The sequence below is a fragment of the Nonomuraea sp. NPDC049624 genome, assembly GCF_040675255.1.
Lineage (GTDB): Bacteria > Actinomycetota > Actinomycetes > Streptosporangiales > Streptosporangiaceae > Nonomuraea.
The window spans coordinates 1,112,139-1,134,285 of record NZ_JBFAOR010000002.1 but is presented as its reverse complement, the minus strand read 5'-3'; the positions used below and the strand labels follow the sequence as shown (position 1 = coordinate 1,134,285).

27 protein-coding genes are annotated in these 22,147 nt (G+C 69.2%); 20 read left to right on the top strand and 7 right to left on the bottom strand.

The annotated features are described in order from the left end of the window. Nucleotide 1: 1 nt before the first annotated feature. The 17 genes from rplR to truA all read left to right on the top strand — a co-directional run bounded on the left by rplR (nt 2) and on the right by truA (nt 10,804). Nucleotides 2–385, top strand: coding sequence for a 50S ribosomal protein L18 (gene rplR, locus AB0J76_RS11555; protein WP_125644663.1), 384 nt, complete (start codon nt 2–4; stop codon nt 383–385). 25 nt (nt 386–410) lie between these two features. Next, nucleotides 411–1,040, top strand: coding sequence for a 30S ribosomal protein S5 (rpsE, locus tag AB0J76_RS11550; protein ID WP_049572667.1), 630 nt, complete (start codon nt 411–413; stop codon nt 1,038–1,040). Between the two features lie 2 nt (nt 1,041–1,042). Then, complete coding sequence (rpmD, locus tag AB0J76_RS11545) at nt 1,043–1,225, top strand: 50S ribosomal protein L30 (protein ID WP_080043226.1); 183 nt, start codon at nt 1,043–1,045, stop codon at nt 1,223–1,225. A gap of 2 nt (nt 1,226–1,227) precedes the next feature. Further along, nucleotides 1,228–1,683, top strand: coding sequence for a 50S ribosomal protein L15 (gene rplO / locus AB0J76_RS11540; RefSeq protein WP_352327492.1), 456 nt, complete (start codon nt 1,228–1,230; stop codon nt 1,681–1,683). Between the two features lie 171 nt (nt 1,684–1,854). Next, a complete protein-coding gene (gene secY / locus AB0J76_RS11535; RefSeq protein ID WP_352327493.1) occupies nt 1,855–3,159 on the top strand; it encodes a preprotein translocase subunit SecY in 1,305 nt (434 codons plus the stop codon). Then, on the top strand, nt 3,159–3,809 hold the full coding sequence (locus AB0J76_RS11530) for an adenylate kinase (RefSeq protein WP_352327494.1): 651 nt from the start codon (nt 3,159–3,161) through the stop codon (nt 3,807–3,809). The genes secY and AB0J76_RS11530 overlap by 1 nt, the downstream gene beginning before the upstream one ends. A gap of 126 nt (nt 3,810–3,935) precedes the next feature. After that, a complete protein-coding gene (gene map, locus AB0J76_RS11525) occupies nt 3,936–4,745 on the top strand; it encodes a type I methionyl aminopeptidase (protein WP_352327495.1) in 810 nt (269 codons plus the stop codon). 17 nt (nt 4,746–4,762) lie between these two features. Continuing rightward, complete coding sequence (locus AB0J76_RS11520; protein WP_352327496.1) at nt 4,763–5,188, top strand: DUF1707 domain-containing protein; 426 nt, start codon at nt 4,763–4,765, stop codon at nt 5,186–5,188. A gap of 108 nt (nt 5,189–5,296) precedes the next feature. Continuing rightward, the gene (locus tag AB0J76_RS11515) at nt 5,297–5,674 is read left to right on the top strand and encodes a hypothetical protein (protein WP_352327497.1); all 378 of its coding nucleotides are present in this window, start codon (nt 5,297–5,299) and stop codon (nt 5,672–5,674) included. Nucleotides 5,675–5,950: 276 nt separating this feature from the next. After that, nucleotides 5,951–6,172 carry a translation initiation factor IF-1 gene (gene infA, locus AB0J76_RS11510; RefSeq protein ID WP_012887858.1) on the top strand — a complete coding sequence of 74 codons (222 nt, stop codon included), beginning with the start codon at nt 5,951–5,953 and terminating at the stop codon, nt 6,170–6,172. Between the two features lie 24 nt (nt 6,173–6,196). Then, nucleotides 6,197–6,310, top strand: a complete 114-nt coding sequence (gene rpmJ, locus AB0J76_RS11505) for a 50S ribosomal protein L36 (RefSeq protein ID WP_003956441.1) — start codon at nt 6,197–6,199, stop codon at nt 6,308–6,310. A gap of 213 nt (nt 6,311–6,523) precedes the next feature. Continuing rightward, the gene (gene rpsM, locus AB0J76_RS11500; protein ID WP_125644650.1) at nt 6,524–6,904 is read left to right on the top strand and encodes a 30S ribosomal protein S13; all 381 of its coding nucleotides are present in this window, start codon (nt 6,524–6,526) and stop codon (nt 6,902–6,904) included. 42 nt (nt 6,905–6,946) lie between these two features. Further along, on the top strand, nt 6,947–7,351 hold the full coding sequence (gene rpsK, locus AB0J76_RS11495; RefSeq protein ID WP_020542285.1) for a 30S ribosomal protein S11: 405 nt from the start codon (nt 6,947–6,949) through the stop codon (nt 7,349–7,351). 23 nt (nt 7,352–7,374) lie between these two features. After that, a complete protein-coding gene (gene rpsD / locus AB0J76_RS11490; RefSeq protein ID WP_352327498.1) occupies nt 7,375–8,001 on the top strand; it encodes a 30S ribosomal protein S4 in 627 nt (208 codons plus the stop codon). Nucleotides 8,002–8,123: 122 nt separating this feature from the next. Next, nucleotides 8,124–9,140, top strand: a complete 1,017-nt coding sequence (locus AB0J76_RS11485) for a DNA-directed RNA polymerase subunit alpha (protein WP_043623495.1) — start codon at nt 8,124–8,126, stop codon at nt 9,138–9,140. 159 nt (nt 9,141–9,299) lie between these two features. Next, the gene (gene rplQ / locus AB0J76_RS11480) at nt 9,300–9,845 is read left to right on the top strand and encodes a 50S ribosomal protein L17 (RefSeq protein ID WP_364389332.1); all 546 of its coding nucleotides are present in this window, start codon (nt 9,300–9,302) and stop codon (nt 9,843–9,845) included. 80 nt (nt 9,846–9,925) lie between these two features. Continuing rightward, the gene (gene truA, locus AB0J76_RS11475) at nt 9,926–10,804 is read left to right on the top strand and encodes a tRNA pseudouridine(38-40) synthase TruA (protein ID WP_352328318.1); all 879 of its coding nucleotides are present in this window, start codon (nt 9,926–9,928) and stop codon (nt 10,802–10,804) included. Here the strand turns inward: truA and AB0J76_RS11470 are convergent. The 3 genes from AB0J76_RS11470 to AB0J76_RS11460 form a co-directional block, all read right to left on the bottom strand. Next, the gene (locus AB0J76_RS11470) at nt 10,769–12,739 is read right to left on the bottom strand and encodes a hypothetical protein (RefSeq protein ID WP_352328319.1); all 1,971 of its coding nucleotides are present in this window, start codon (nt 12,737–12,739) and stop codon (nt 10,769–10,771) included. The two genes, truA and AB0J76_RS11470, sit on opposite strands and share 36 nt — an antisense overlap. Nucleotides 12,740–14,123: 1,384 nt before the next feature. Continuing rightward, nucleotides 14,124–15,242, bottom strand: a complete 1,119-nt coding sequence (locus AB0J76_RS11465) for a hypothetical protein (protein WP_352328320.1) — start codon at nt 15,240–15,242, stop codon at nt 14,124–14,126. 24 nt (nt 15,243–15,266) lie between these two features. Next, nucleotides 15,267–16,028: a CAP domain-containing protein gene (locus AB0J76_RS11460; protein ID WP_352328321.1), complete on the bottom strand. Its 762-nt coding sequence runs from the start codon at nt 16,026–16,028 to the stop codon at nt 15,267–15,269. 322 nt (nt 16,029–16,350) lie between these two features. Between AB0J76_RS11460 and rplM the strand changes: the two genes are divergently transcribed. The 3 genes from rplM to glmM are packed head-to-tail and all read left to right on the top strand — an operon-like array spanning nt 16,351 to nt 18,693. Further along, complete coding sequence (gene rplM, locus AB0J76_RS11455; protein ID WP_352328322.1) at nt 16,351–16,794, top strand: 50S ribosomal protein L13; 444 nt, start codon at nt 16,351–16,353, stop codon at nt 16,792–16,794. A gap of 26 nt (nt 16,795–16,820) precedes the next feature. Then, nucleotides 16,821–17,342 carry a 30S ribosomal protein S9 gene (gene rpsI / locus AB0J76_RS11450; RefSeq protein WP_125644639.1) on the top strand — a complete coding sequence of 174 codons (522 nt, stop codon included), beginning with the start codon at nt 16,821–16,823 and terminating at the stop codon, nt 17,340–17,342. A 1-nt stretch (nt 17,343) separates the two neighbouring features. Continuing rightward, nucleotides 17,344–18,693 carry a phosphoglucosamine mutase gene (gene glmM, locus AB0J76_RS11445; RefSeq protein ID WP_364389329.1) on the top strand — a complete coding sequence of 450 codons (1,350 nt, stop codon included), beginning with the start codon at nt 17,344–17,346 and terminating at the stop codon, nt 18,691–18,693. Nucleotides 18,694–18,736: 43 nt separating this feature from the next. On the opposite strand, the gene AB0J76_RS11440 is transcribed toward glmM, so the two are convergent. From AB0J76_RS11440 to AB0J76_RS11425, 4 genes are read right to left on the bottom strand one after another with little or no spacing between them, the layout of a single operon-like run. After that, nucleotides 18,737–19,453: an ABC transporter permease subunit gene (locus AB0J76_RS11440; protein WP_352318650.1), complete on the bottom strand. Its 717-nt coding sequence runs from the start codon at nt 19,451–19,453 to the stop codon at nt 18,737–18,739. Continuing rightward, nucleotides 19,454–20,368 carry an ABC transporter ATP-binding protein gene (locus AB0J76_RS11435; protein WP_352318652.1) on the bottom strand — a complete coding sequence of 305 codons (915 nt, stop codon included), beginning with the start codon at nt 20,366–20,368 and terminating at the stop codon, nt 19,454–19,456. After that, entirely contained in the window at nt 20,365–21,219 is an 855-nt protein-coding gene (locus tag AB0J76_RS11430; protein ID WP_352318653.1) for an ABC transporter permease, read from the bottom strand. Before AB0J76_RS11430 ends, AB0J76_RS11435 begins: the two co-directional genes overlap by 4 nt. Next, nucleotides 21,212–22,120, bottom strand: coding sequence for an ABC transporter ATP-binding protein (locus AB0J76_RS11425; RefSeq protein ID WP_352318655.1), 909 nt, complete (start codon nt 22,118–22,120; stop codon nt 21,212–21,214). The genes AB0J76_RS11430 and AB0J76_RS11425 overlap by 8 nt, the downstream gene beginning before the upstream one ends. Between the last annotated feature and the right edge of the window lie 27 nt (nt 22,121–22,147).

Genomic DNA, 22,147 nt, shown 5'->3' with positions numbered 1-22,147 from the left:
CATGGCTCCGAAGACTGCGTTCAGCAAGCACACGGCTGCCCGCACCGTCTCGCGGGCTCGCCGTCACCGCCGCGTCCGCAAGTTCGTCGTCGGTACGGCCGAGCGTCCGCGCCTGGTCGTCAACCGTTCGACCCGTCACATGTTCGTCCAGATCGTGGACGACTCCGTCGGTCACACGCTGGTGAGCGCCTCCACCATGGACGCCTCGCTGCGCACGCTCGAGGCGGACAAGACGGAGAAGGCCAAGAAGGTCGGCGAGCTCCTCGCTCAGCGGGCCAAGGAAGCCGGGATCACCAAGGTCGTCTTCGACCGCGGTGGCAACCGCTACGCCGGTCGCATCGCGGCCCTGGCGGACAGCGCCCGCGAAGGCGGGCTGGAATTCTGATGGCAACTGAGAAGAGGAACCACTGATGGCTGCAGCTCCGCGTCGCGGTGGCGGCACCGGTGGCGAGCGGCGGGACCGTCGTGACGATCGCCGCGGTGGCGCCGCCGACAAGGGCGTCTCGTACATCGAGCGCGTAGTGAAGATCAACCGAGTGGCCAAGGTCGTGAAGGGTGGTCGTCGCTTCAGCTTCACCGCCCTCGTCGTCGTCGGTGACGGCAACGGCCTGGTCGGCGTCGGTTACGGCAAGGCCAAGGAAGTCCCCGCGGCCATCGCCAAGGGCGTCGAAGAGGCCAAGAAGCACTTCTTCAAGGTGCCCCGCATCCAGGGCACCATCCCGCACACCGTGCAGGGCGAGGAGGCGGCCGGTGTCGTCTTCCTGCGTCCGGCGTCGGCCGGTACCGGCGTCATCGCCGGTGGCCCGGTGCGCGCGGTCCTGGAGTGCGCCGGCATCCATGACGTGCTGTCCAAGTCGCTCGGCTCGGACAACCCGATCAACATCGTGCACGCCACCGTGGCGGCTCTGAAGGGCCTTTCCCGCCCCGAGGAGATCGCCGCCCGCCGTGGCCTGCCGATCGAGGACGTGGCACCGGCCCGCATGCTCAAGGCTCAGCGCGAGGGCATCGCCGAGGCCGCGGCCGCGAAGGCGGTGAGCTAGTCATGGCACGCCTGAAGATCACTCAGGTTCGCTCGAAGATCGGTGGCAAGCAGAACCAGCGTGACTCGCTGCGTTCGCTTGGCCTGAAGCGAATCGGCGATGTCGTCGTCAAGGAGGACCGTCCCGAGATTCGCGGGATGGTGTCCGTGGTGACGCACCTCGTCGAGGTGGAAGAGGTCGACTAGTCATGACTGACAAGGCTCCGCTCAAGATTCACGACCTGCGTCCTGCTCCGGGTGCCAACAAGTCCAAGATCCGCAAGGGTCGTGGCGAGGCGTCCAAGGGCAAGACGGCCGGTCGCGGCACCAAGGGCAGCCACGCCCGTACCACGGTCCCCCTCGGTTTCGAGGGTGGCCAGGTGCCGCTGCAGAGGCGTCTGCCGAAGCTCAAGGGCTTCTCCAACGCCCTGTTCAAGACGACCTACCAGGTCGTCAACCTGGACAGGCTCGGCGAGCTGTTCCCCGAGGGTGGCGACGTCACCGTCGAGGCCCTGGTGGCCAAGGGCGCCGTTCGCAAGAACCAGCTCGTGAAGGTGCTCGGCACCGGCGAGATCTCCGTCGCTGTGAACGTTACGGCTCACGCCTTCTCGTCCGCCGCGAAGGAGAAGATCGCCGCCGCCGGTGGTTCCGTTACCGAGCTGTAGCTCCGCTATGACGAGGCGTGGGGGTTCCGACAATGGGCCCCCACGCCCTTAGTGCGTTAGAGTTCGGCGAGACGGCAGGATTCTGTCCGGCTCGTTTGACTTGAGACTTGACATGGCAGATCCCCGCACCACCGCATACTCACATCGCCATAAAGGCGCGCAGGAGGGACCGTGCTGACCGCGTTTACCCGGGCGTTCCGGACACCGGACCTGCGCAAGAAGTTGCTCTTCACCCTGGGCATCATCGCGCTGTTCCGTCTCGGCTCGGTTCTTCCGACTCCGGGAGTTCACGTCCAGAACCTCGCGGCCTGTTTCGATCAGGCCCGTAACGGAGCCACCGGCAACATCTATGGGATGGTGCAGCTCTTCAGTGGTGGTGCGCTCCTGAAGCTGTCGGTGTTCGCGCTGGGCATTATGCCGTATATCACCGCGAGCATCATTCTCCAGTTGCTCGTCGTGGTGATTCCACGTCTTGAGGCTCTCAAGAAGGAAGGCCAGGCGGGCCAGGCCAAGATCACGCAGTATACGCGTTATCTGACCATCGGCCTCGGCGTCCTCCAGTCGACCGCCTTCATCGCGCTCGCGCGGTCCGGCCAGCTGTTCCCCAACTGCCAGCAGGACGTCCTGCTCGACCCCGACAACATCTTCGGCATCGTCACGATGGTCATCATCATGACGGCCGGCACGTCGGTGATCATGTGGCTCGGTGAGCTCATCACCGACCGCGGCGTCGGCAACGGCATGTCCATCCTGATCTTCACCCAGGTCGTCGCGGTCTTCCCGTCCGAGCTGACCAACATCTTCCAGGCGAACAAGTTCACCTTCGCGGTCGTCATGGTCGTCGGTGTCTTCATGATCGCGGCCGTGGTCTTCGTCGAGCAGGCGCAGCGCCGCATCCCGGTCCAGTACGCCAAGCGCATGGTGGGCCGCAGGATGTACGGCGGCACCTCGACGTACATCCCGCTCAAGGTCAACCAGGCCGGCATCATCCCGGTCATCTTCGCCTCGTCGCTGCTCTACCTGCCGCAGCTGCTGACCTCGCTCTTCCCGACGTCGAACAACGCGGTCGTCCAGTGGATCTCCCAGTACCTGGTCAGGGGCGACCACCCGGTCTACATGATCACGTTCTTCGTGCTGATCGTCTTCTTCACGTACTTCTACGTGTCGATTACCTTCAACCCCGCTGAAGTCGCCGACAACATGAAGAAGTACGGTGGGTTCATTCCGGGCATCCGTCCCGGCCGTCCGACGGCTGAATACCTGAACTTCGTGCTCACCCGTCTGACCGCGCCCGGCGCGCTCTATCTGGGTCTGATCTCCATGATCCCGATCGTCGCGCTGGCGGTGGCCGGGGCTAGCCAGAACTTCCCGTTCGGAGGGACGAGCATTCTGATCATGGTTGGTGTCGGCCTGGACACGGTGAAGCAGATCGAGAGCCAGCTCCAGCAGCGTAACTACGAAGGTTTCCTGCGGTAGTGCGTCTCGTTCTCGTCGGGCCCCCCGGAGCGGGTAAGGGGACACAGGCCCAGTACATCGCATCGAACCTGTCCATCCCGAAGATCTCGACAGGTGACATCTTCCGTGCCAACGTCTCGGGCGGCACGGACCTCGGCAAGCTGGCCAAAACCTACATGGACCGTGGCGATCTCGTGCCCGACGAGGTCACCATCGCCATGGTCCGCGACCGACTGTCCGAGGACGACGCGCAGGACGGGTTCCTGCTCGACGGCTTCCCGAGGAACGTCGCGCAGGCGGAGATCCTGCGCGACATGCTCAAGGACTGGGGTCTGGAGCTCGACCTGGTGCTGGAGCTGGTCGTGGACGACGACGAGGTCGTCCGGCGGCTGGCGGGGCGGCGCACGTGCAGTCAGTGCGGCCGTATCTGGCACGTGGAGTTCGACGACAAGAAGGACGACAAGTGCGACGCCTGCGGCGGCGCGCTGTTCCAGCGGGACGACGACAAGGAAGAGACCGTCAGGCACCGCCTGGAGGTCTACCAGGAGCAGACCGCGCCGCTGGTCTCGTACTACGTCGACGAGGGCATCCTCGTGGGCGTCGACGCGACCGGGCCGGTCGAAGAGGTGACGCAGCGGGCCATGGAGGCGATCCGCCCGTACCTGGGATGACGCCGGACACGATCTCCTGCGAAGGTGGCACGGATCTCCGTGCCACCTTGCTTTTTTGTGTGCGGCTATTGTGGGGGAATTAGGGCTCCCACGAGGCCCGTCAGAAACCCCGGGGGGTGCCGAACGATGTTCAAGAGAAACCGACACGGAATCCAGATCAAGTCGCCCGAGCAGCTGGAGAAGATGCGGGCCGCCGGCCTGGTGGTCGGGCGCACGCTCGATCTGCTGAAGCGCTCCGTCGAGCCCGGCATGACGCCGCTCGACCTCGACTCCATCGCCGAGAAGGCGATCAGGGACGAAGGCGCGATCCCGTCGTTCAAGGGCTACCAGGGCTTCCCGGCGACGATCTGCGCGTCCGTCAACGACGAGGTGGTGCACGGCATCCCCACGAACGCCCGCAAGCTGCGTGAGGGCGACGTCATCTCCATCGACTGCGGCGCGATCCTGGAGGGCTGGCACGGCGACTCCGCCGTCACGGTGCCGGTCGGCGAGGTCGACGCGAAGCTGACCGAGCTGATGCGGGTCACCGAGGAGGCCATGTGGCGCGGCATCGCCGCGCTGAAGGTCGGCCGGCATCTGTCCGACATCGGCTACGAGATCGAGCGCTACGTCAAGTCCCAGGGCCGCTTCGGCATCCCGCCGGAGTACGGCGGCCACGGCATCGGCACCGAGATGCACATGGACCCGTGGATCGCCAACCACGGCAAGCCGGGCCGCGGTCCGCTGCTGGAGGAGGGCATGTGCCTGGCCATCGAGCCCATGGTGAACCTCGGCACCGAGCGCACCCGCGTGCTGGCCGACGACTGGACGGTCGTGACGATCGACGGGAAGGCCTCGGCGCACTTCGAACACAGCGTCGCCGTGACACATAATGGACCTTGGGTGCTTACCGCCCTGGACGGTGGCGAAGAGCGCCTGAGTCACCTTCAGCCCTGACCCCCGGGAGTGGTGGAATGGCGAACAGCCCCGAGATGCGTGCCTCGGACGTCGACCGCGACCGGGTCGCCGCCATCCTCCGGGAGCACACCGCGCAGGGCCGCATCACGATGGACGAGTTCAACGAGCGGCTCGAAGAGCTCTACAAGAGCAAGACCTACGGTGACCTGGCCAAGCTGACGGCCGACCTGCCCGACGTCGACCTGCGCCACCGGCCGGCGAAGCCCGAGGCGGTGCCCGCCACGCGCGGCAACCTGCATCCGGGCATGCGGGCGGCCTGGGGCGCCTGGGCCGCGGCCAGCGCCGTCAACTGGGTGATCTGGCTGATCGTGAGCGTCTCGTCCGGTCACATGATCTATCCGTGGCCGCTGTGGGTCATGGGGCCCTGGGGCGCCATCCTGCTGATGAGCACGATCTTCGGGAACGGGCAGAAGCGCAGTTAGCCCGGAGCCGTGTGTGCCGTAATGCACTGTGTGTATTCCTCCGCAGTACGGGACGGCGCTGGTTCCTAGCGTGTGCCGTGTCGGGAACACGACTCACGGAGGAATCAGATGCGCAAGGTCCTCGCAGCCGCCGCCCTCGCCGGCTCGATCGCCGTCACCGGTCTCGCCGTCGCCCCCGCCGCCCAGGCGGCCTCGTCCGGCGGGTGGGGCACGTTCAGCTCGGCCAACCACAAGGCGTTCACGCACGGCAGCACGTACCGGTCGCACGGCAAGGTCTACACCCACTGGTACGGCAAGGAGTCCACGCCGAAGTTCGGCTACGTGTGGTTCCGGTACTACGCGAACGGAAGCTGGCACCAGTTCTCCAGGAAGTGGGACGGGAGCCACGACGAGACCTGGTCGGGCCGGGGGATCAGGAAGATCTACACCTGGACGTGCTGGGGCGGGTCGTCCACGTACTGCGGTGACCGGCACCGCATCTACTAGGAGCACCCCCCGAAGGGCTCGCCGGTCCGCCCGGCGGGCCCTTCGGTGTACGGTCGAAGGAGTGGGGGCCGTGGGGTAGACTCTTACATGGTTGTGTCAGGACACCTGGCACGCGTTTCGCGTTTTGGGCTCAGGTGTCGTACACTCCTTAGTCGGCTCACTATGACTATCACGCGTCGGCGGTCTTTGCCGATCGCCGCTCTCTTCGAAGCGTGAGGTCGCGGCTGCTTAGTGAACCGGAGCCTCAGACGACCGATCAGTGAAACGCGAGGGATTTTGGCCAAGAAAGACGGCGCCATCGAGATCGAGGGCACTGTGGTTGAGTCGCTCCCGAACGCCATGTTCCGGGTGCAGCTCGACAACGGCCATAAGGTCCTGGCCCACATCAGCGGACGGATGCGGATGCACTACATCCGGATTCTGCCGGACGACCGGGTAGTCGTTGAACTGAGCCCCTACGACCTGAGTCGTGGGCGGATCGTCTACCGATACAAGTAAGACGTCTGAGGAACACGAAGGACAATGAAGGTAAAGCCGAGCGTCAAGAAGATCTGCGACAAGTGCAAGGTGATTCGCCGGCACGGTCGCGTCATGGTGATCTGCGACAACCTGCGCCACAAGCAGCGTCAGGGTTAGTCGTACGCAAGGTTTCTCCGAGTCCGCCCCGATTTAGGGAGCGGGCTCGACGCATGAGGAGCCCGCGACAGTAATCGCGTCCCACACCTGGGCAGGCGGAGCATTCCGTACCACCCAGGAGACCCCCGGTCGGAGGCCGGGGCCCTCACCCCGGGCATGGGGAGGGGTAGTGCGGCGCAAGACCTCCGCCAAAAAGAAGGAGAATGCCCGACCATGGCTCGCCTGGTTGGCGTCGACCTCCCCCGCGAGAAGCGGCTGGAGATCGCTCTCACCTACATCTACGGAATCGGCCGCACCCGCGCTCAGGAGATCCTCCAGGCGACCGGTGTCAGCGGCGACCTCCGCGTGCACCAGCTCTCCGACACCGAGCTCGTCCCGATGCGTGACTACATCGAGGCGAACTTCAAGATCGAGGGTGACCTGCGCCGCGAGGTCCAGGCCGACATCCGTCGCAAGATCGAAATCGGTTGCTACCAGGGCATCCGGCACCGCAAGGGCCTTCCGGTCCACGGTCAGCGCACGCAGACCAACGCGCGTACCCGTAAGGGCAAGAAGAAGACCGTCGCCGGTAAGAAGAAGCCCGGTAAGAAGTAGTCCACAGCCGCGGACCGAAGATCTCAGGAGTAATGGCAAACAATGCCTCCTAAGAGCCGTCAGGGTGCCCCGAAGAAGGTGCGCCGCAAGGAAAAGAAGAACGTCGCTCACGGGCACGCCCACATCAAGAGCACGTTCAACAACACGATCGTCTCGATCACCGACCCCAACGGGAACGTGATCTCCTGGGCCAGCGCCGGCCACGTGGGTTTCAAGGGCTCCCGTAAGTCCACCCCGTTCGCCGCTCAGATGGCCGCCGAGAACGCCGCCCGCCGCGCCATGGAGCACGGCATGCGGAAGGTCGACGTGTTCGTCAAGGGTCCCGGCTCCGGCCGTGAGACCGCGATCCGCTCCCTCCAGGCCACCGGCCTCGAGGTGGGTTCGATCCAGGACGTCACGCCGGTCCCGCACAACGGCTGCCGTCCGCCGAAGCGCCGCCGCGTCTGAATTTCCCCAGGAGATATTGAGAAATGGCTCGTTACACGGGCGCGGACTGCAAGCTCTGCCGTCGCGAGAAGACCAAGCTCTTCCTCAAGGGCAGCAAGTGCGAGTCCGCCAAGTGCCCCATCGAGATCCGTCCTTACCCGCCGGGTGAGCACGGCCGCGGACGCCCCAAGGAGTCCGAGTACCAGCTTCAGCTTCGCGAGAAGCAGAAGACCCGTCGTATCTACGGCGTCCTCGAGAAGCAGTTCCGCAACTACTACGAGGAGGCCGCGGGCAAGAGCGGCAAGTCGGGTGAGGTGCTGCTCCAGATCCTGGAGAGCCGTCTCGACAACGTCGTCTACCGCGCCGGCTTCGCCCAGTCGCGTGACGCCGCCCGCCAGCAGGTGCGCCACGGCCACATTCTGGTGAACGGCAAGAAGGTCGACATCCCGTCGTACCGCGTTCGCGAGCACGACATCATCGAGGTCCGCGAGACCAAGCGCAACCTGCTGCCCTACGAGGTCGCTCGGGCGACCGCGGGCGAGCGCACGGTTCCCGCGTGGCTCGGCGTCGTGCCGGAGAAGCTCCGCGTCCTGGTCCACCAGCTGCCGGTTCGCCAGCAGATCGACACCCAGGTCCAAGAGCAGCTCATCGTCGAGTACTACTCCAAGTAGTCACTGACGTCCTAGTTCGGGCACGGAAGACCGCTATACGCGGTCTTCCGTGCCCGAACTAGACTGTTTATCGGAGTGGCGTCATATAGCGGGCGCCACACGACAAGGGGAGAACCCACACCATGCTGATCGCTCAGCGCCCGACTCTCCTCGAAGAGTCGATCGACGAGACCCGGTCCCGGTTCGTCATCGAGCCGCTGGAGCCGGGCTTCGGCTACACCATCGGCAACTCGCTGCGCCGCACGCTGCTGTCGTCCATCCCGGGCGCGGCCGTGACGAGCATCCGCATCGAGGGCGTGCTGCACGAGTTCTCGACCGTTCCCGGGGTCAAGGAAGACGTCACCGACATCATCCTGAACCTCAAGGAGCTGGTCGTCTCCTCCGAGCACGACGAGCCGGTCGTGATGTACCTGCGCAAGCAGGGCCCGGGTGAGGTCACCGCCGCCGACATCGCGCCTCCGGCCGGTGTCGAGGTGCACAACCCCGAGCTGCGCATCGCCACGCTCAACGGCAAGGCGAAGCTGGAGATGGAGCTGACCGTCGAGCGCGGTCGCGGCTACGTCTCCGCCGCCCAGAACAAGCAGCCGGGCCAGGAGATCGGGCGCATCCCGATCGACTCGATCTACTCCCCGGTGCTCAAGGTCACCTACAAGGTCGAGGCGACCCGAGTCGAGCAGCGCACCGACTTCGACCGTCTCATCCTCGACGTCGAGACCAAGCCCGCCATGAAGCCCCGCGACGCGGTGGCCTCGGCCGGCAAGACCCTCGTCGAGCTCTTCGGCCTGGCCCGTGAGCTCAACGTCGAGGCCGAGGGCATCGACATCGGCCCGTCGCCGACCGACGCCGCCCTGGCCGCCGACCTGGCGCTGCCGATCGAGGAGCTGAACCTGACCGTTCGCTCCTACAACTGCCTCAAGCGCGAGGGCATCCACACCGTGGGTGAGCTCGTCGCCCGCAGTGAGCAGGACCTTCTCGACATAAGGAACTTCGGGGCCAAGTCGATCGAAGAGGTCAAGCAGAAGCTGCACGAGATGTCGCTGGCGCTCAAGGACTCCCCGCCCGGGTTCGACCCGAGCGCGGTGGCCGGCGGCGGCTACGACGACGACGACAGCGCGTACGTCGAGACCGAGCAGTACTGAGCCTCGTGCGGAGACCCGTCTCCGCACGTGCCCCGCACGCGCCGAGTGGCCCAGCCGCTCGGCGCGTGACGAACGTAACGGCCCAGTCGTGGTGACTGCGGCCGGCCCGACTCCGGTACCTGGTACGGCCGGGGCGGGTTAACCCAAGAGGAGAAAGCAATGCCCAAGCCCACCAAGGGTGCACGTCTTGGCGGCAGCCCGGCGCACGAGCGGCTGATCCTGGCGAACCTCGCCACGGACCTGTTCCGCCACGGCAAGATCCGCACGACGGTTGCCAAGGCCAAGCGCCTTCGCCCGCTGGCGGAGCGCCTGATCACCAAGGCGAAGAAGGGCGACATCCACAACCGTCGCCAGGTCCTGACCGTGGTCAAGGACAAGGGCGTGGTTCACCACCTGTTCACCGAGATCGCGGTGACGTTCGCCGAGCGTCCGGGTGGTTACACCCGGATCACCAAGGTCGGCGCGCGTAAGGGCGACAACGCTCCGATGGCCGTCATCGAGCTGGTGTCCGAGCCGCTGAACGGTGTCACCACCCGCCGTACCGAGGCTCCGGCCGCCGCTGCCGCTCCGGCTCCGGCCGCCGAGGAGACCGAGGCCGCCGAGACCGAGGCGCCCGAGGCCCCCGAGGCCGCCGCCGAGGAGACCCCGGCTGCCGCCGAGGAGGCTCCGGCCGCCGAGGCCGAGGCGAAGAAGGACGAGGCCTGATCTCTCAGGCTGGTTGAATCGGGCCCGGACCCCCTTCGCGGGGGTCCGGGCCCTTTTCCGTGAACGCGAAAGGGACGATCGTGCTACGGCTCCGCCTGGATCTGGCATACGACGGGACCGACTTCTCCGGATGGGCGAGGCAGCCCGGTCGCCGTACGGTCCAGGGTGAGATCGAGCTGGCGCTCACCAGGATCCTGCGCCTCGGCGAGCCCGCCGCGCTGACCGTGGCCGGGCGGACGGACGCGGGCGTGCACGCGCGCGGCCAGGTGGCGCATGTGGACGTGCCGGCCGCGTCGTTGGCCGAGCTCGACGGCAACCGCGGGCCGCTGGAACTCGATGAGCGGCTCTCTGCGCTCGTCCGGCGGCTGGGTGGCATTCTGCCGCTGGATGTACGCGTTCATCGGGTCTCGATGGCTCCTGAGGGCTTTGACGCCCGTTTCTCCGCGATGTTCCGGCGGTACGCGTACCGGGTGTGCGACACGGCGGGCGGGGCCGATCCGCTGCGGCGGCACGAGGTGGTCTGGCACAGCCGTCCGCTGGACCTCGACGCCATGAACGAGGCGGCCCGGCGGCTGGTGGGCGAGCACGACTTCGCGGCGTTCTGCAAGAAGCGCGAGGGCGCCACGACGATCAGGGAACTGCAGCGCCTGGAGTGGACGCGCGAGGCGGACGGCGTGCTGGTCGCCGCCGTCGTGGCCGACGCGTTCTGCCACTCGATGGTCCGGGCGCTGGTGGGCTCACTGCTGGCCGCGGGCGACGGGCGGCGGCCGGTGGAGTGGCCCGGCCAGGTGCTGACGCGGGCCGTACGGGACTCCGGGGTGCACGTCGCGCCCGCGCACGGGCTGTGCCTGGAGGAGGTGGGCTACCCGGCGGCCGACGAACTCGCCGCCCGGGCCGCCGCCACCCGCCGGGTCCGCACGCTCTCAGCCCTTGGTGACGCGGCGCTCCAGGACGAGTGAGGTCTGGTCCCGGAACGCCCCGCTGACCTTGGCCAGCGTCTTGTCGCCGGCGTCCGGGGTGTGGCCGTCGGCGTGGGTGGCGTAGCTGAAGACGATGTACCTGCCCCACACCAGACCGGCCGCGTAGCCGCCGGCGATGGACACCCGCTCGCCGCCGCTTCCCTTAGCGCCGGGCAGCGCGCGGAACCAGACGTTGCGCGGAAGGTTCTTGGCCAGGTCGGTCTGGACGGCGTCCTCCTTGGTCGGCAGCACCGCGATGCCGGTGGTCACGGCGTAGCGGCGCTTGCTGTCGACGAAGGTGGCCCGGATGATCCGGCTGCACTTGCGCTCGCGCAGCGCGTCGGCGAACGCGCCGGTCGCCGCCTTGTCGCAGCTCGTCTCGGTGTCGGTCTTGACCCTGGTGAACGTCGTGCCGGCGGCGGAGACCTTCTTCTTCGGGAACGCCTCCGTCAGGGACATCTTCTTCGGGTCGGTCTCCTCCGAATTGAGCATGGACGCGCCCGGGACGTCGGCGGGCGGGCTGGTGGTCAGCTCCGTCGTGGGCAGCAGCGTGGGCGGGGCTGGGGTGGCGCCCGCGGTCGTGGCGGCCGGCGGGGCGGTGCTCAGCGCGCGGTAGGCGAAGAAGCCGCCGGTCGCGACGCCTGCCAGGGCCAGGGCGCCGAGGGTCACGAGCAGGGCGCGCTTGCTCTTGCCGCGGGCCGGAGGCGGTGGCGGTGGGATCTGGAACGGGGGCTGCCTGAACGCGCCGGGTGGGAAGGCGGGCGTGCCTTGGGGCGGGGTGGGGAGGTCGAGGGCGGTGCCGGGCCTCTTCGTCCACAGGTCCTGGTTGAAGGGCAGGTCGGGGAGTCTCTCCTGGGTGGGGGACGGGTCCGGGCGCAGCTCCGGTGAACGCCGGGGTTCGTCCTGCTCCGCTGGGTGGGCGGTCTGTGCAGGCGTGTCGGGAGCGTGGCCGGGTGCGCGTTGCGTCGCCGCGTCGGGCCTTTCGTCCGGGTGCCTGTCCTCAGGGCGCTTCTCCTCGGCGGGGGGCACGGGAGGCCAGACGGGTACGTCGCCCGGCTCCGGGGGGCGGCCCGTCGGGTTGGTGGGGTGGGGCTCGACGTGGTGGGCCGTCCGCATCGGGCCGGTGGGCTCCTCGCGGGGGTCGGACGCGCGCATGCCCTGGGGCGGGGTGTCCAGGGCTGCCGGGTCGTGCTCGTCGTGCGGAGCGGCCGGGGTGGCGTGCTGCTGGACGGTGGCGGCGGCGTCGCGCTTGGCGGCCTCGGGGTCGAAGTAGTGGGCCGCCTTGGGGATGCCGCCCGGGCGGGTGGCATCGGGGTCGTACGAACCGGCCTCGGGGGTGGGTGAACCTGCCTCGGGATCGTACGAGCCGGCCTCGGGGGTGAAACGTCCGGCGTCGGGGCCGGAGTGTCCGGGCTCGGTGCCGAACCGTACGGCGTCAGGGGCGTCGTGTGGTGCGGTGTCCGGGGTGTCGAGGGCGTCGGCGGGGTACGGCGGGCGGCCGGGGGCGTACGGTGCGGCGTCCTGGTCGTATGGCGTTGCGGGGTCGTGGGGGAACGCCGGTGCGGTGGCGTTCGGGTCGGTGGGCACGCCGGTGGCGGAGGTGGCGGCCGCGGCGGACGACGGGGGGACCGGCGGCGCTGTGGGGCGGCCGGTCGATGGGCCGGTCGGGGTGTCGGTCGGCGGGGTGGGGAACTGCGTGGGCTGATTGCCGGCCGCCGCCGGGGGCCCAGGGTGACCGGCCTGGGGGGTGGGGAATCGGGCGGTGGGGTCGCCGAGGGACGGCTCGTCGGTGTCCGGCTCGGCCACGAGTTCGCCCGTGGCGGCGGGCCACGGAGGCATGGTGTGCGGGTCGGCGACCGGGGCGGGCCACACCTGAAGGCCCGCGGCGGCGGCTGTGAACGCCGGCGGCGGCTCCCACGGCGGCGCGCCCGGCACGACCGGCTCCGGCTGCTCCCTCTGCGGCGCGTCCGGTACGACCGGCCCTGGCTGCTCCCACTGCGGAGTGCCCGGCGCTGCCGACTGGCCCGGCCAGGCGGGAGGGTCTTCCTCCGGGGTGGCGGCCCACTGGCCGGGGTCAGGGGTCCAGGAGACGTCGTCCTCCGGTTGCGGACCCCGGGCAGGGGTGTTGCCGGGGCGCGGGCCCTGGCCGGCGTCGTCCTGGGGGTGCGGGCCCCAGGTGGCTTCGGTGGCGTTTCTAGGGGTCCAGGCGGGTGTGTCGGCGGCGCCTGCGCTCGGCCCGGTCTCGCTGGACGGCTTCGGGCCCCATCCGGCTTCGGTGGGGGTGCCGAGGGGGCGTCCGGGGCCGGGGACGGCTCTGGGCGGCGAGGCGGCTTGGTCGGGAGCTTGGGACGCCCAGGCGGGCCGGGCGGACGAGCGGGACGACTCGCCCGCAGCGTCGGAAACCTGGGGGGCCCAGGCGGGCCTCGTCGGGGCGTCAACAGCCCACTCGGGGGCATCGGCAACCCCTGCGGGGTCGGAAGCCGAGACGGGCGTTCCGGGCATCCGGGACGCGGACGCAGGCGATCCCCAGCTGCCGGGGGCAGAGGTGGGGGCTCCGGGCGCTCCAGGGGCTCCCGGGACCGAAGTGCCGGGGATGCCGGATCCGGCGGCCGGGGGGCCTGAGGGCGCGGCCGGGGTGGGGGGAGCACCCGTGGGGGTGGGGGAAGCGGCTGCGGGGGTGTTCGGCGTGCCGGTTGGCCAACGGCCGGTGTTTCTGCGGGGGGACCGAGGGGCGGCGACGGTGTCTTCGTCGACTCCCGGGCCCTGCGGAGCGCCGCCCGCCTCGGGAGGCGCGAAGGGGGCGCCGGCGGCGGGGACAGGTGCTCCGTAAGGGGCGTGAGGCCCAGGGACGTTGAAGGGGCCGGAGGCTTCGGAGGGGCCGCCCGCTCGGGGGCCGGAGGTCTCGGGAAAGGCGCCGGACCCGGAGGAGCTCGGGGGTGGGGGAGCGGTGGTGTCGGGGGCGTCGTCGGCGAACCAGTCGTAGGGGGCCGAGTCGTCGCCGGCCACCTCCCACGGCTGTACGCCGGTGGACGCCTCCGCGGGCTCCGGTGGAGTGCCACCTGGAACCCGCGCCTCGTCGCCGGTCGGTTCACCTGACGGAGAGAACGCCGACGGGACGCCGCTGCCGATGCGGCCGAAACTCGGCGGTGGCATCGGCGATGCGGTCGTACGGTCGGCTTCCCTGCGATCGTGCTCGGACCCGGGTTCCTGGCCACGCATAGGGCGAGCCTAGCGAGAGTAGCGAGATCGTTATGTCGGTATGGGGGTTCCCCGCGGGATCCGCCGTCCCCTTTGGGGGGTTATCGGGCAGGATGCCGGTTCAGCTGAGGGCGCTTCCCGTCATCGAACGGTTGTCCAGAGCCTTGAAGACGGTCGCGTCGCTGAGGTCCTTGATGGCTTCGAGGATGCGCTTCGATTCCTTCTTGTCCGGCTTGCTGCCGTCCTTGTTCTGGAACCACACCATGATCGCGTAGTGGCCGTGGGTCGAGATCTTGGCGCCGCCGCTGCCCGAGCCGAGCATCTTGGTGACGCTGTCCTTGCCGGCCAGCGGCTTGACGTAGTTGCTCGCGTCGCCGACCTTGGCCACCTTGCTGGCGGTGCCGCTCGTCTTGAGGTTGGCCACGCCGATCGTGCCGATCACCTTGCCGGACTTGTCGCGGAAGCTGGCCCGGAGGAGCTGGGTGCACTTGCCCGACTTGAGCGCCTTCTGGAGCTTGTCGCCCAGGGCGCCGTCGGTGCACTTCTTGTCCTTGCTGGTGACCGTCATCTCGTACGAGCGCCCCGAGACGTTGATCTTCTTGGTCGAGCCGAAGATCTCCTTGACCGTGATCGGGTCGGGGTCGGTCTTGCGCTCGGCCGCGAAGCCGTACTTGCCGGGCGGGGCCGAGGGGAGCGGCGCGGAGGTCCTGGTGGGGGCGCCGGCCGCGGCGGTGCTGGGACCGTCGGCGTTCCACATCAGCGCCAGGCCGCCGCCGAGCAGGCCCAGCAGCAGGACGCCGCCGATCGCGAACCACAGCGGGGCGCGCGAGCGCCGGCCCTCGTCGTAGGGGCTCCAGCCGACCCGGCTCTGCTGCGGCTGCGGCGACTGCTCGGACTGCCCCGCCTGCCCTGACTGTCCCGGCTGTCCCGACTGCGTCGACTGCTCGGACTGCGACGAATACGGCGGCTGGCCGAACGATCCGGACTGGCCGGACGACCCCGACTGGCCGAACGATCCGGACTGACCGAACGGCCCCGGCTGGCCGGGCTGCTCGGGCGGCAGGAACTGGCCGGTGCGGCCGGACTGCGGCGGCTGCGAAGGCCCGGGGAAAGGGGACTGCGAGGACGGCGGCGGCGGGAACGGAGACTGCTGAGTGGTCTCGCTCTCGGCGGCGCGCTCCCTGCGCGAACGGCGGGGACCGCTGTCCGTGCCACGTTCCTCATTGCCGTTGGAAACCATGCGGAGACATTACCGTGATGTTCGTCATTGAGTTCCGAAGTCCTGGGTCCACCATGGGCCGTCCGGTCCGGCGGCGACGCCGACGCCGATGGCCTTGAGGGTGCAGTCCAGGATGTTCCTGCGGTGGTCGCGGCTGTCCAGCCAGCCGCGTACGGCCTGCTCGGGCGTGCTGTAGCCGTTGCCGATGTTCTCGGCGGCGCCCCAGTGGTAGCCGGCGCGGTCCATGCGGTCCCAGGGTGAGGCGCCGTCGGGGGAGTTGTGGGCGAGCTGTCCGGTGCGCGCCATCTCCAGCGAGTGCTCGCGCGCCGAGCGTCCCAGCCTGCCGTCCACCCGCAGCGGCCCGCAGCCGTGCTCGGCGCGGGCGGCGTTGGTGAGCGTGACGACCCGGGCGGCCATGCCGGGGATCACCTTGGCCTGGTCGCCGCCGCCGGTGAACACCTGGGTGGGGTCGTCGTCGGCGTCGAAGCCGGCGATCTGCCCCTCGGGGGTCCTGGCGGGCCTGGGGGTGGACCTGCCGCGCGGCGTCCTGACCGTGCTGGCCTGGCGCGGGATGCGGTCCAGCTCGGGCTGGGCCTTCTGGCCGGCGGTGGGGGCGGGACGCGCGGTGGCCGCGGCCGGCGGGGCGGTCTCGTTGAGGTAGATGTGGGCGGTGGGCTCGACGTCGTCGGACAGCCGGCCGAGCAGCACCCCGGTGAACAGCGCGGCCATCAGGCAGGCCAGCACGCCCAGGCTGTTCCGGCGCCGCGCGCCCCGCTGGGTTTGCCGGGTGTGAGAGTTCCGCCACATACCGCAGCTAACGATAGAGATGTCGGGTACTGCGAAAGAAGGGATCCCAGGGAAACGAAATGGAACCGTTCTGCTGTCAGGTAGACTCGTGCAGGGTTACCGGTCTTTTGACCTGCGCGCCTGTAGGCGGGTAACCTAATCGTTCGTTGTGTGCATAGGTCCAGCGTGACCGATGCGCGGCGCGTCCGGCGTCATCTCCCATCGTCAAGCCCATCGGGCTCGGGAGACGGAAGGTCCGGGCTGCCGTGTGCCCGCACCGACCGACCCATGTAGCTGTCGCATCCGACAGCGCCGAAGACGCGAGCAAAAGAAGGCTACGACCGTGCGCACGTACTCACCGAAGCCCGCCGACGTCCAGCGTCAGTGGTACGTCATCGACGCGACCGATGTCGTGCTGGGCCGGCTGGCCAGCCACGTCGCGAACCTGCTCCGCGGCAAGCACAAGCCGATCTTCGCCAACCACGTCGACACCGGTGACTTCGTCATCGTCATCAACGCCGACAAGATTGCGCTGAGCGGTAACAAGCGTGAGCAGAAGAAGGCGTACCGTCACTCGGGCTACCCGGGCGGTCTGCGTTCCGTCACCTATGGCGAGCTCATGGACAAGCGGCCGGAGAAGGCCGTCGAGAAGGCCGTCAAGGGCATGCTGCCGAAGAACTCCCTCGGCCGGAAGATGGCCAAGAAGCTGAAGGTCTACGCGGGTTCCGACCACCCGCACCAGGCTCAGCAGCCGGTGCAGTTCCAGATCACCCAGATCGCCCAGTAGTAGTTCGAAAGAGTTAGAGGAGAACCGTGGCTGAGCCCACCGGTGTCGAGACGGTCGTCGAGACCGAGCTGGAGGAATTCTCCGGCGAGGACTTCCCGTCCGAGTACACCACCGAGTCCGCTGCCAGCGCTGACGCGCCCGTGCGCAAGCCCGTCACCACGGGTAACTCGTACGGCACCGGTCGCCGCAAGGAGGCGATCGCCCGCGTGCGCATCGTCCCCGGCACCGGCAAGTGGACGATCAACGGTCGTTCGCTGGACGTCTACTTCCCGAACAAGGTCCACCAGCAGATCGTCAACGAGCCCTTCGTGGTGCTCGGCGCCGAAGAGGCGTTCGACGTCATCGCGCGCATCGACGGCGGCGGCGTCACCGGCCAGGCCGGCGCGCTGCGCATGGGCCTGTCCCGCGCCCTGGCGATCCTGGACGTCGACGTCAACCGCCCGCCGCTGAAGAAGGCCGGCTTCCTCACCCGTGACGCCCGCGCCACGGAGCGGAAGAAGTACGGCCTCAAGAAGGCCCGCAAGGCTCCGCAGTACAGCAAGCGCTAAATTGGCGCGCCTTTTCGGCACCGACGGGGTCCGTGGGGTCGCTGGTCGCGACCTCACGGCCGAGCTCGCCATGGACCTGTCCGTGGCGGCCGCCCATGTACTCGGTGATGCGGGCGCGTTCGCGGCCACGGGACGTCGTCCCGTGGCCGTCGTGGGCCGGGACCCGCGAGCCTCCGGGGAGTTCCTGGAGGCCGCAGTGGTCGCCGGCCTCGCGGCGTCCGGAGTGGATGTGCTGCGCCTCGGCGTGCTGCCCACCCCGGCCGTCGCCCATCTCACCGCCGCGCTCGGCGCCGACCTCGGCGTCATGCTGTCCGCCTCGCACAACGCGGCGCCGGACAACGGCATCAAGTTCCTGGCCAGGGGCGGCTTCAAGCTGTCCGACGCGGTCGAGGACGAGATCGAGCGCCGGCTCGGTGAGAGCTGGTCCTTCCCCGTCGGTTCGGGGGTCGGCCGCGTGCGCGACGCGTACGGCGAGGCCGACCGCTACATCTCGCACGTCCTGACCACAATGACAGCTGCGCTCGATGGCCTGCACGTCGTGGTCGACTGCGCGCACGGCGCCGCCCACATGGTCGCGCCCGAGGCGCTGGTGCGGGCGGGCGCCCGGGTCGAGGCCATCGGCGCCAGACCCGACGGGCTCAACATCAACGCCGGGCACGGCTCCACCCACCTGGACAAGCTCCAGCAGGTGGTCGTGTCCAGGGGCGCCGATCTCGGCGTGGCCTACGACGGCGACGCCGACCGCTGCCTGGCGGTCGACCACACCGGCACGGTCGTCGACGGCGACCAGATCATGGCGGTGCTCGCCGCCGCCATGCACGGCGACGGCCTGCTGTCCAAGGACACCGTGGTCGCGACCGTCATGTCCAACCTGGGCTTCAAGCTGGCGATGCGCGAGGCCGGCATCACCGTGATCGAGACCGCAGTCGGCGACCGTTACGTCCTCGAACGCATGAAGTCCGACGGGTTCAACCTGGGCGGCGAGCAGTCCGGCCACGTCATCATGCTCGACCACGCCACCACTGGCGACGGCCTGCTCACCTCGCTGCACCTGCTGGGCGTGGTGGCCAAGTCGGGCGTCCCGCTGAAGGAGCTGGCCTCGGTGATGACCCCGCTGCCGCAGATCCTGATCAACGTCAAGGACGTCGACAAGGGCAAGGCGTCGGTGCCCGAGCTCATCGCCGCCGTGGCCGAGGCCGAGGCGGAGCTGGGGGAGACCGGCCGGGTGCTGATCCGGCCGAGCGGCACCGAGCCCATGATCCGGGTGATGGTGGAGGCCGCCTCCGAGGAGCACGCCAACCAGGTGGCCGGCCGCCTGGCCGACGTGGTCCGTACGGCCTGCGCCTCCTGACGCGCCTGGGCGGGTACGGCCTCGTGCCGTACCCGCCGGGCCGTTACTCGTCGCCGGTGAGGGCGAACACGCGCAGCCTGCGGCCGGCCCAGAAGACCGCGCCCACGGTCACGACGACCAGCGCCGGCACGGCGAAGCCGATCGCGACCTTCGACTCCAGGAACGGCGAGTCGGAGATCTGGTCGGCGATGGACGCGGCCCACGCCTGGATCGAGTACCTGCCCGCCGCCGGGATGAGGTTGACCACGGTGACCTCCCAGACGAGGGCGTAGATGACGCCGATCGTGACCGCGTGCTTGGTCACGACCCCGAGGACCAGGAAGAGCGCGGCGTAGGCGATGCCGGCGACCAGGGCGCCGAGGGCGAAGCCGGCCGCGATGCCGTCCTCGCCGCCCACCAGGATCCAGGCCGCCACGTACGTCGGCAGGGCCCCGAACACGGCCATGAGCGAGGCCGCCACCCCGAACTTGGTCAGGGCGATCACGGGCCTGGAGATGGGCTTGGACATCAGGTGGATGACGGTGCCGTCGTCGATCTCCGGCGCGATGACGCCCGTGCCCGCGATGACCCCCAGCAGGGGCAGCATGGCCTGGACGGCGAACTTCTGCATCAGGTCCACGGCCAGTTTCTGGTCGGCGCCGGTCGCCACGCGCAGCAGCACGGCCAGGGCGATCAGCGCCAGCGGGAGCAGCAGGAGCAGGATGATGCGGCGACGCCCGAGCAGTGAGCGGTACGTGATGCCCGCGACCACGGTGTTCATTCAGGTGCTCCTGTTGATCAGGTAGGCGAAGACGCTCTCCAGGTCCTCGTCGGCGGGGGAGACCTGGTGCAGGCGCACACCCTCGTCGCGGGCGACGCGCGGGAGCAGCCGGGCGAAGCGCCGCAACTCCGTCGCCTGGACCTCCAGGCCGTCGGGGCGCAGCGTGATGCCGCCGGCCGACTCGTCGCGGATCAGGGCCGCGGCGAGCTTCCTGTCGTCGCTGGAACGGATGACGAACAGGTGGGGCCTGTCGGTCATCAGGCGCCTGATTTCGCGGAAGTTGCCCGAGGCCGCGTGCCGGCCGGACACCAGGACCTCGATGTGCTGGGCGACCCGCTCGACCTCCTCCAGGATGTGCGAGCTGAACAGGATCGTCTTGCCCGCGGTGCCCATGGCGCGGATGAGGTCCATCAGGTGGAGGCGCTGGCGCGGGTCCATGCCGTTGAACGGCTCGTCGAGCAGCAGCACGGCCGGGTCGTGGACGAGGGCGGCGGCCACCTTGACCCGCTGGCGCATGCCCTTGGAGTACGTCTCCACCCGGCGGTCCTTCGGCTCCTCCATCTCGACCGTGGCCAGGGCCTTGCGGGCGGCCTCGACGGGGTTGGGGAGGCCGTGCAGGCGGGCGGCGGACAGGACGAACTGCCAGCCGGTGAGGAAGCCGTACACACCCTCGCGTTCCGGGACCAGACCGATATTTCGATAGATGTGGTGGTTTTTCCAGACCTGGGTGCCGTCCAGTGTGACCGAGCCGCCGGACGGCGCCAGGAACCCGGCCATCATGTGCAGCAACGTCGACTTGCCCGCGCCGTTGGGGCCGAGCAGGCCGGTGACGCCGGGGCCGATCGTCATGGTCACGTCGTTGACCGCCACCACGTTGCCGTACCAGCGGGACACCTGGGAGAGCTCGATCTTCATCGCGAGGCCGCCTTCCTGTAGCGCAGCGCGAGAGCGGCCAGGCCGACGCCGATCAGCACCACCAGGATCGCCGCCGAGGCGGGACCGTTCGGGTACGGGCCGTCGGCGTGGGACGGAGTGCCGAACAGCCACGACTGCACGGAGTCGACCAGCCAGAACGGGTTCATCAACCAGGCCCAGGGAGCCGACGACTCGTTCCCGGTGCTGAGCATCGTGCCGTAGAGCAGCGGCACCGACGCCGAGGACAGCAGGTAGACCGTCATCACCGAGGCCACCCCGAGCCCGCGCCGCGGCGTGAACGAGGCGAGGGCCAGGCCGAACGCCGACAGCAGCAGCGCCAGCACCAGCGCCATGAGCAGCGCGCCGACGTACTCGCCGGTGGCGGGCGGCCCCGGCATGTCCACGACCAGCTCGCCGATCCACAGCAGCGTCAGCGGCCCGGCGACCAGCAGGAACAACGCGGCGGTCATCGCGATCACCTTGGCCGCCACGTACTGGAAGACCGAGATCGGCCGCGACAGGTACAGGGGCAGCACGCGGTGGCGCAGGTCGGGGGCGACGACCGTGGGGGCCTGGGAGGCCAGGAAGATGGCCACCACGGCCTGCATGAGCACCGCGAACCCGCTGTAGGGGATGCCGCGCTGCTTGGCCAGCGCCATGAGCGCGATCGACACCACCATCGGCAGCAGCATGATGACGACCAGCGCGAACGGCACGATCTTGCTGCGCGCCGGACGGCCGAGGCCGAAGATGCCGCGCAGGCTGTGGACGGTGAGCGCGCGGGTGGCGTACGCGCCGCCCATGCGGGGGCCGTCGTAGTGCCGGTAGCCGATGTCGTAGATCTCAGACATTGGCCGCCTCCTCCCTGAAGACGTCCTCGATGCGGTGGCGTCCCTGTTCGAGGCGGATCAGGCACAGGTCGAGGTCGACGGCGGCGTCGCGGACGGCGTCGTAGGTCTCGGGCCCGAGCACCTTGACCACCAGCAGGCGGCCCTGCTGGGAGACGGTCTGGCCGGTCTCGGTCAGGCGCCGGGCCAGGGGCTCCAGGCCGTCCTCGACCTCGACCGTGATCGTCTGGGTGGCCTGGGTGAACTCCGAGATCGCCGACGAGCGCAGCAGCCGGCCGCCGTCGATGACGATCACGTGGTCGCAGACGCGTTCCAGCTCGCCCAGCAGGTGGGAGGTGACCAGCACGCTGATGCCGAACTCGGTGCCGATGCGCCTGATCAGCGTCAGCATCTCGTCGCGGCCGCGCGGGTCGAGCCCGTTGGTGGGCTCGTCGAGGAAGACGAGCTTGGGGTCGTGCACGAGAGCCTGGGCCAGCTTGACCCGCTGCTTCATGCCGGTGGAGTAGCCGCCGATCGGGCGGTAGCGCTCTTCGGCCAGGCCCACGTGGCGCAGCACGTCGGCGGCGCGTTCGCGGGCGGCCGTGCGCGGCAGCCCGGAGATCCTGGCGAGGTGGACGACCAGCTCGGTCGCGGAGACGTCGGGAGGGAGGCATTCGTGCTCGGGCATGTAGCCGACGAGCCGGCGGATCTCGGCGCCCTGCGCGGTGACGTCGAGGTCGAGCACCCGCGCGGCGCCCTGGCTGGGCGGCAGCAGGCCGAGCAGCATCTTGATCAGTGTCGACTTGCCCGCGCCGTTCGCCCCCACCAGCCCGGTGACGCCGGATCCCACGGTCACCGTGAGCCCGTCGACCGCGGTGACGGTGGGGAAACGTTTGGTCAGCCCCTCGGTGGCGAGGATGTGCATGTGGCGGACCCTACCCGTCGCGGGGTG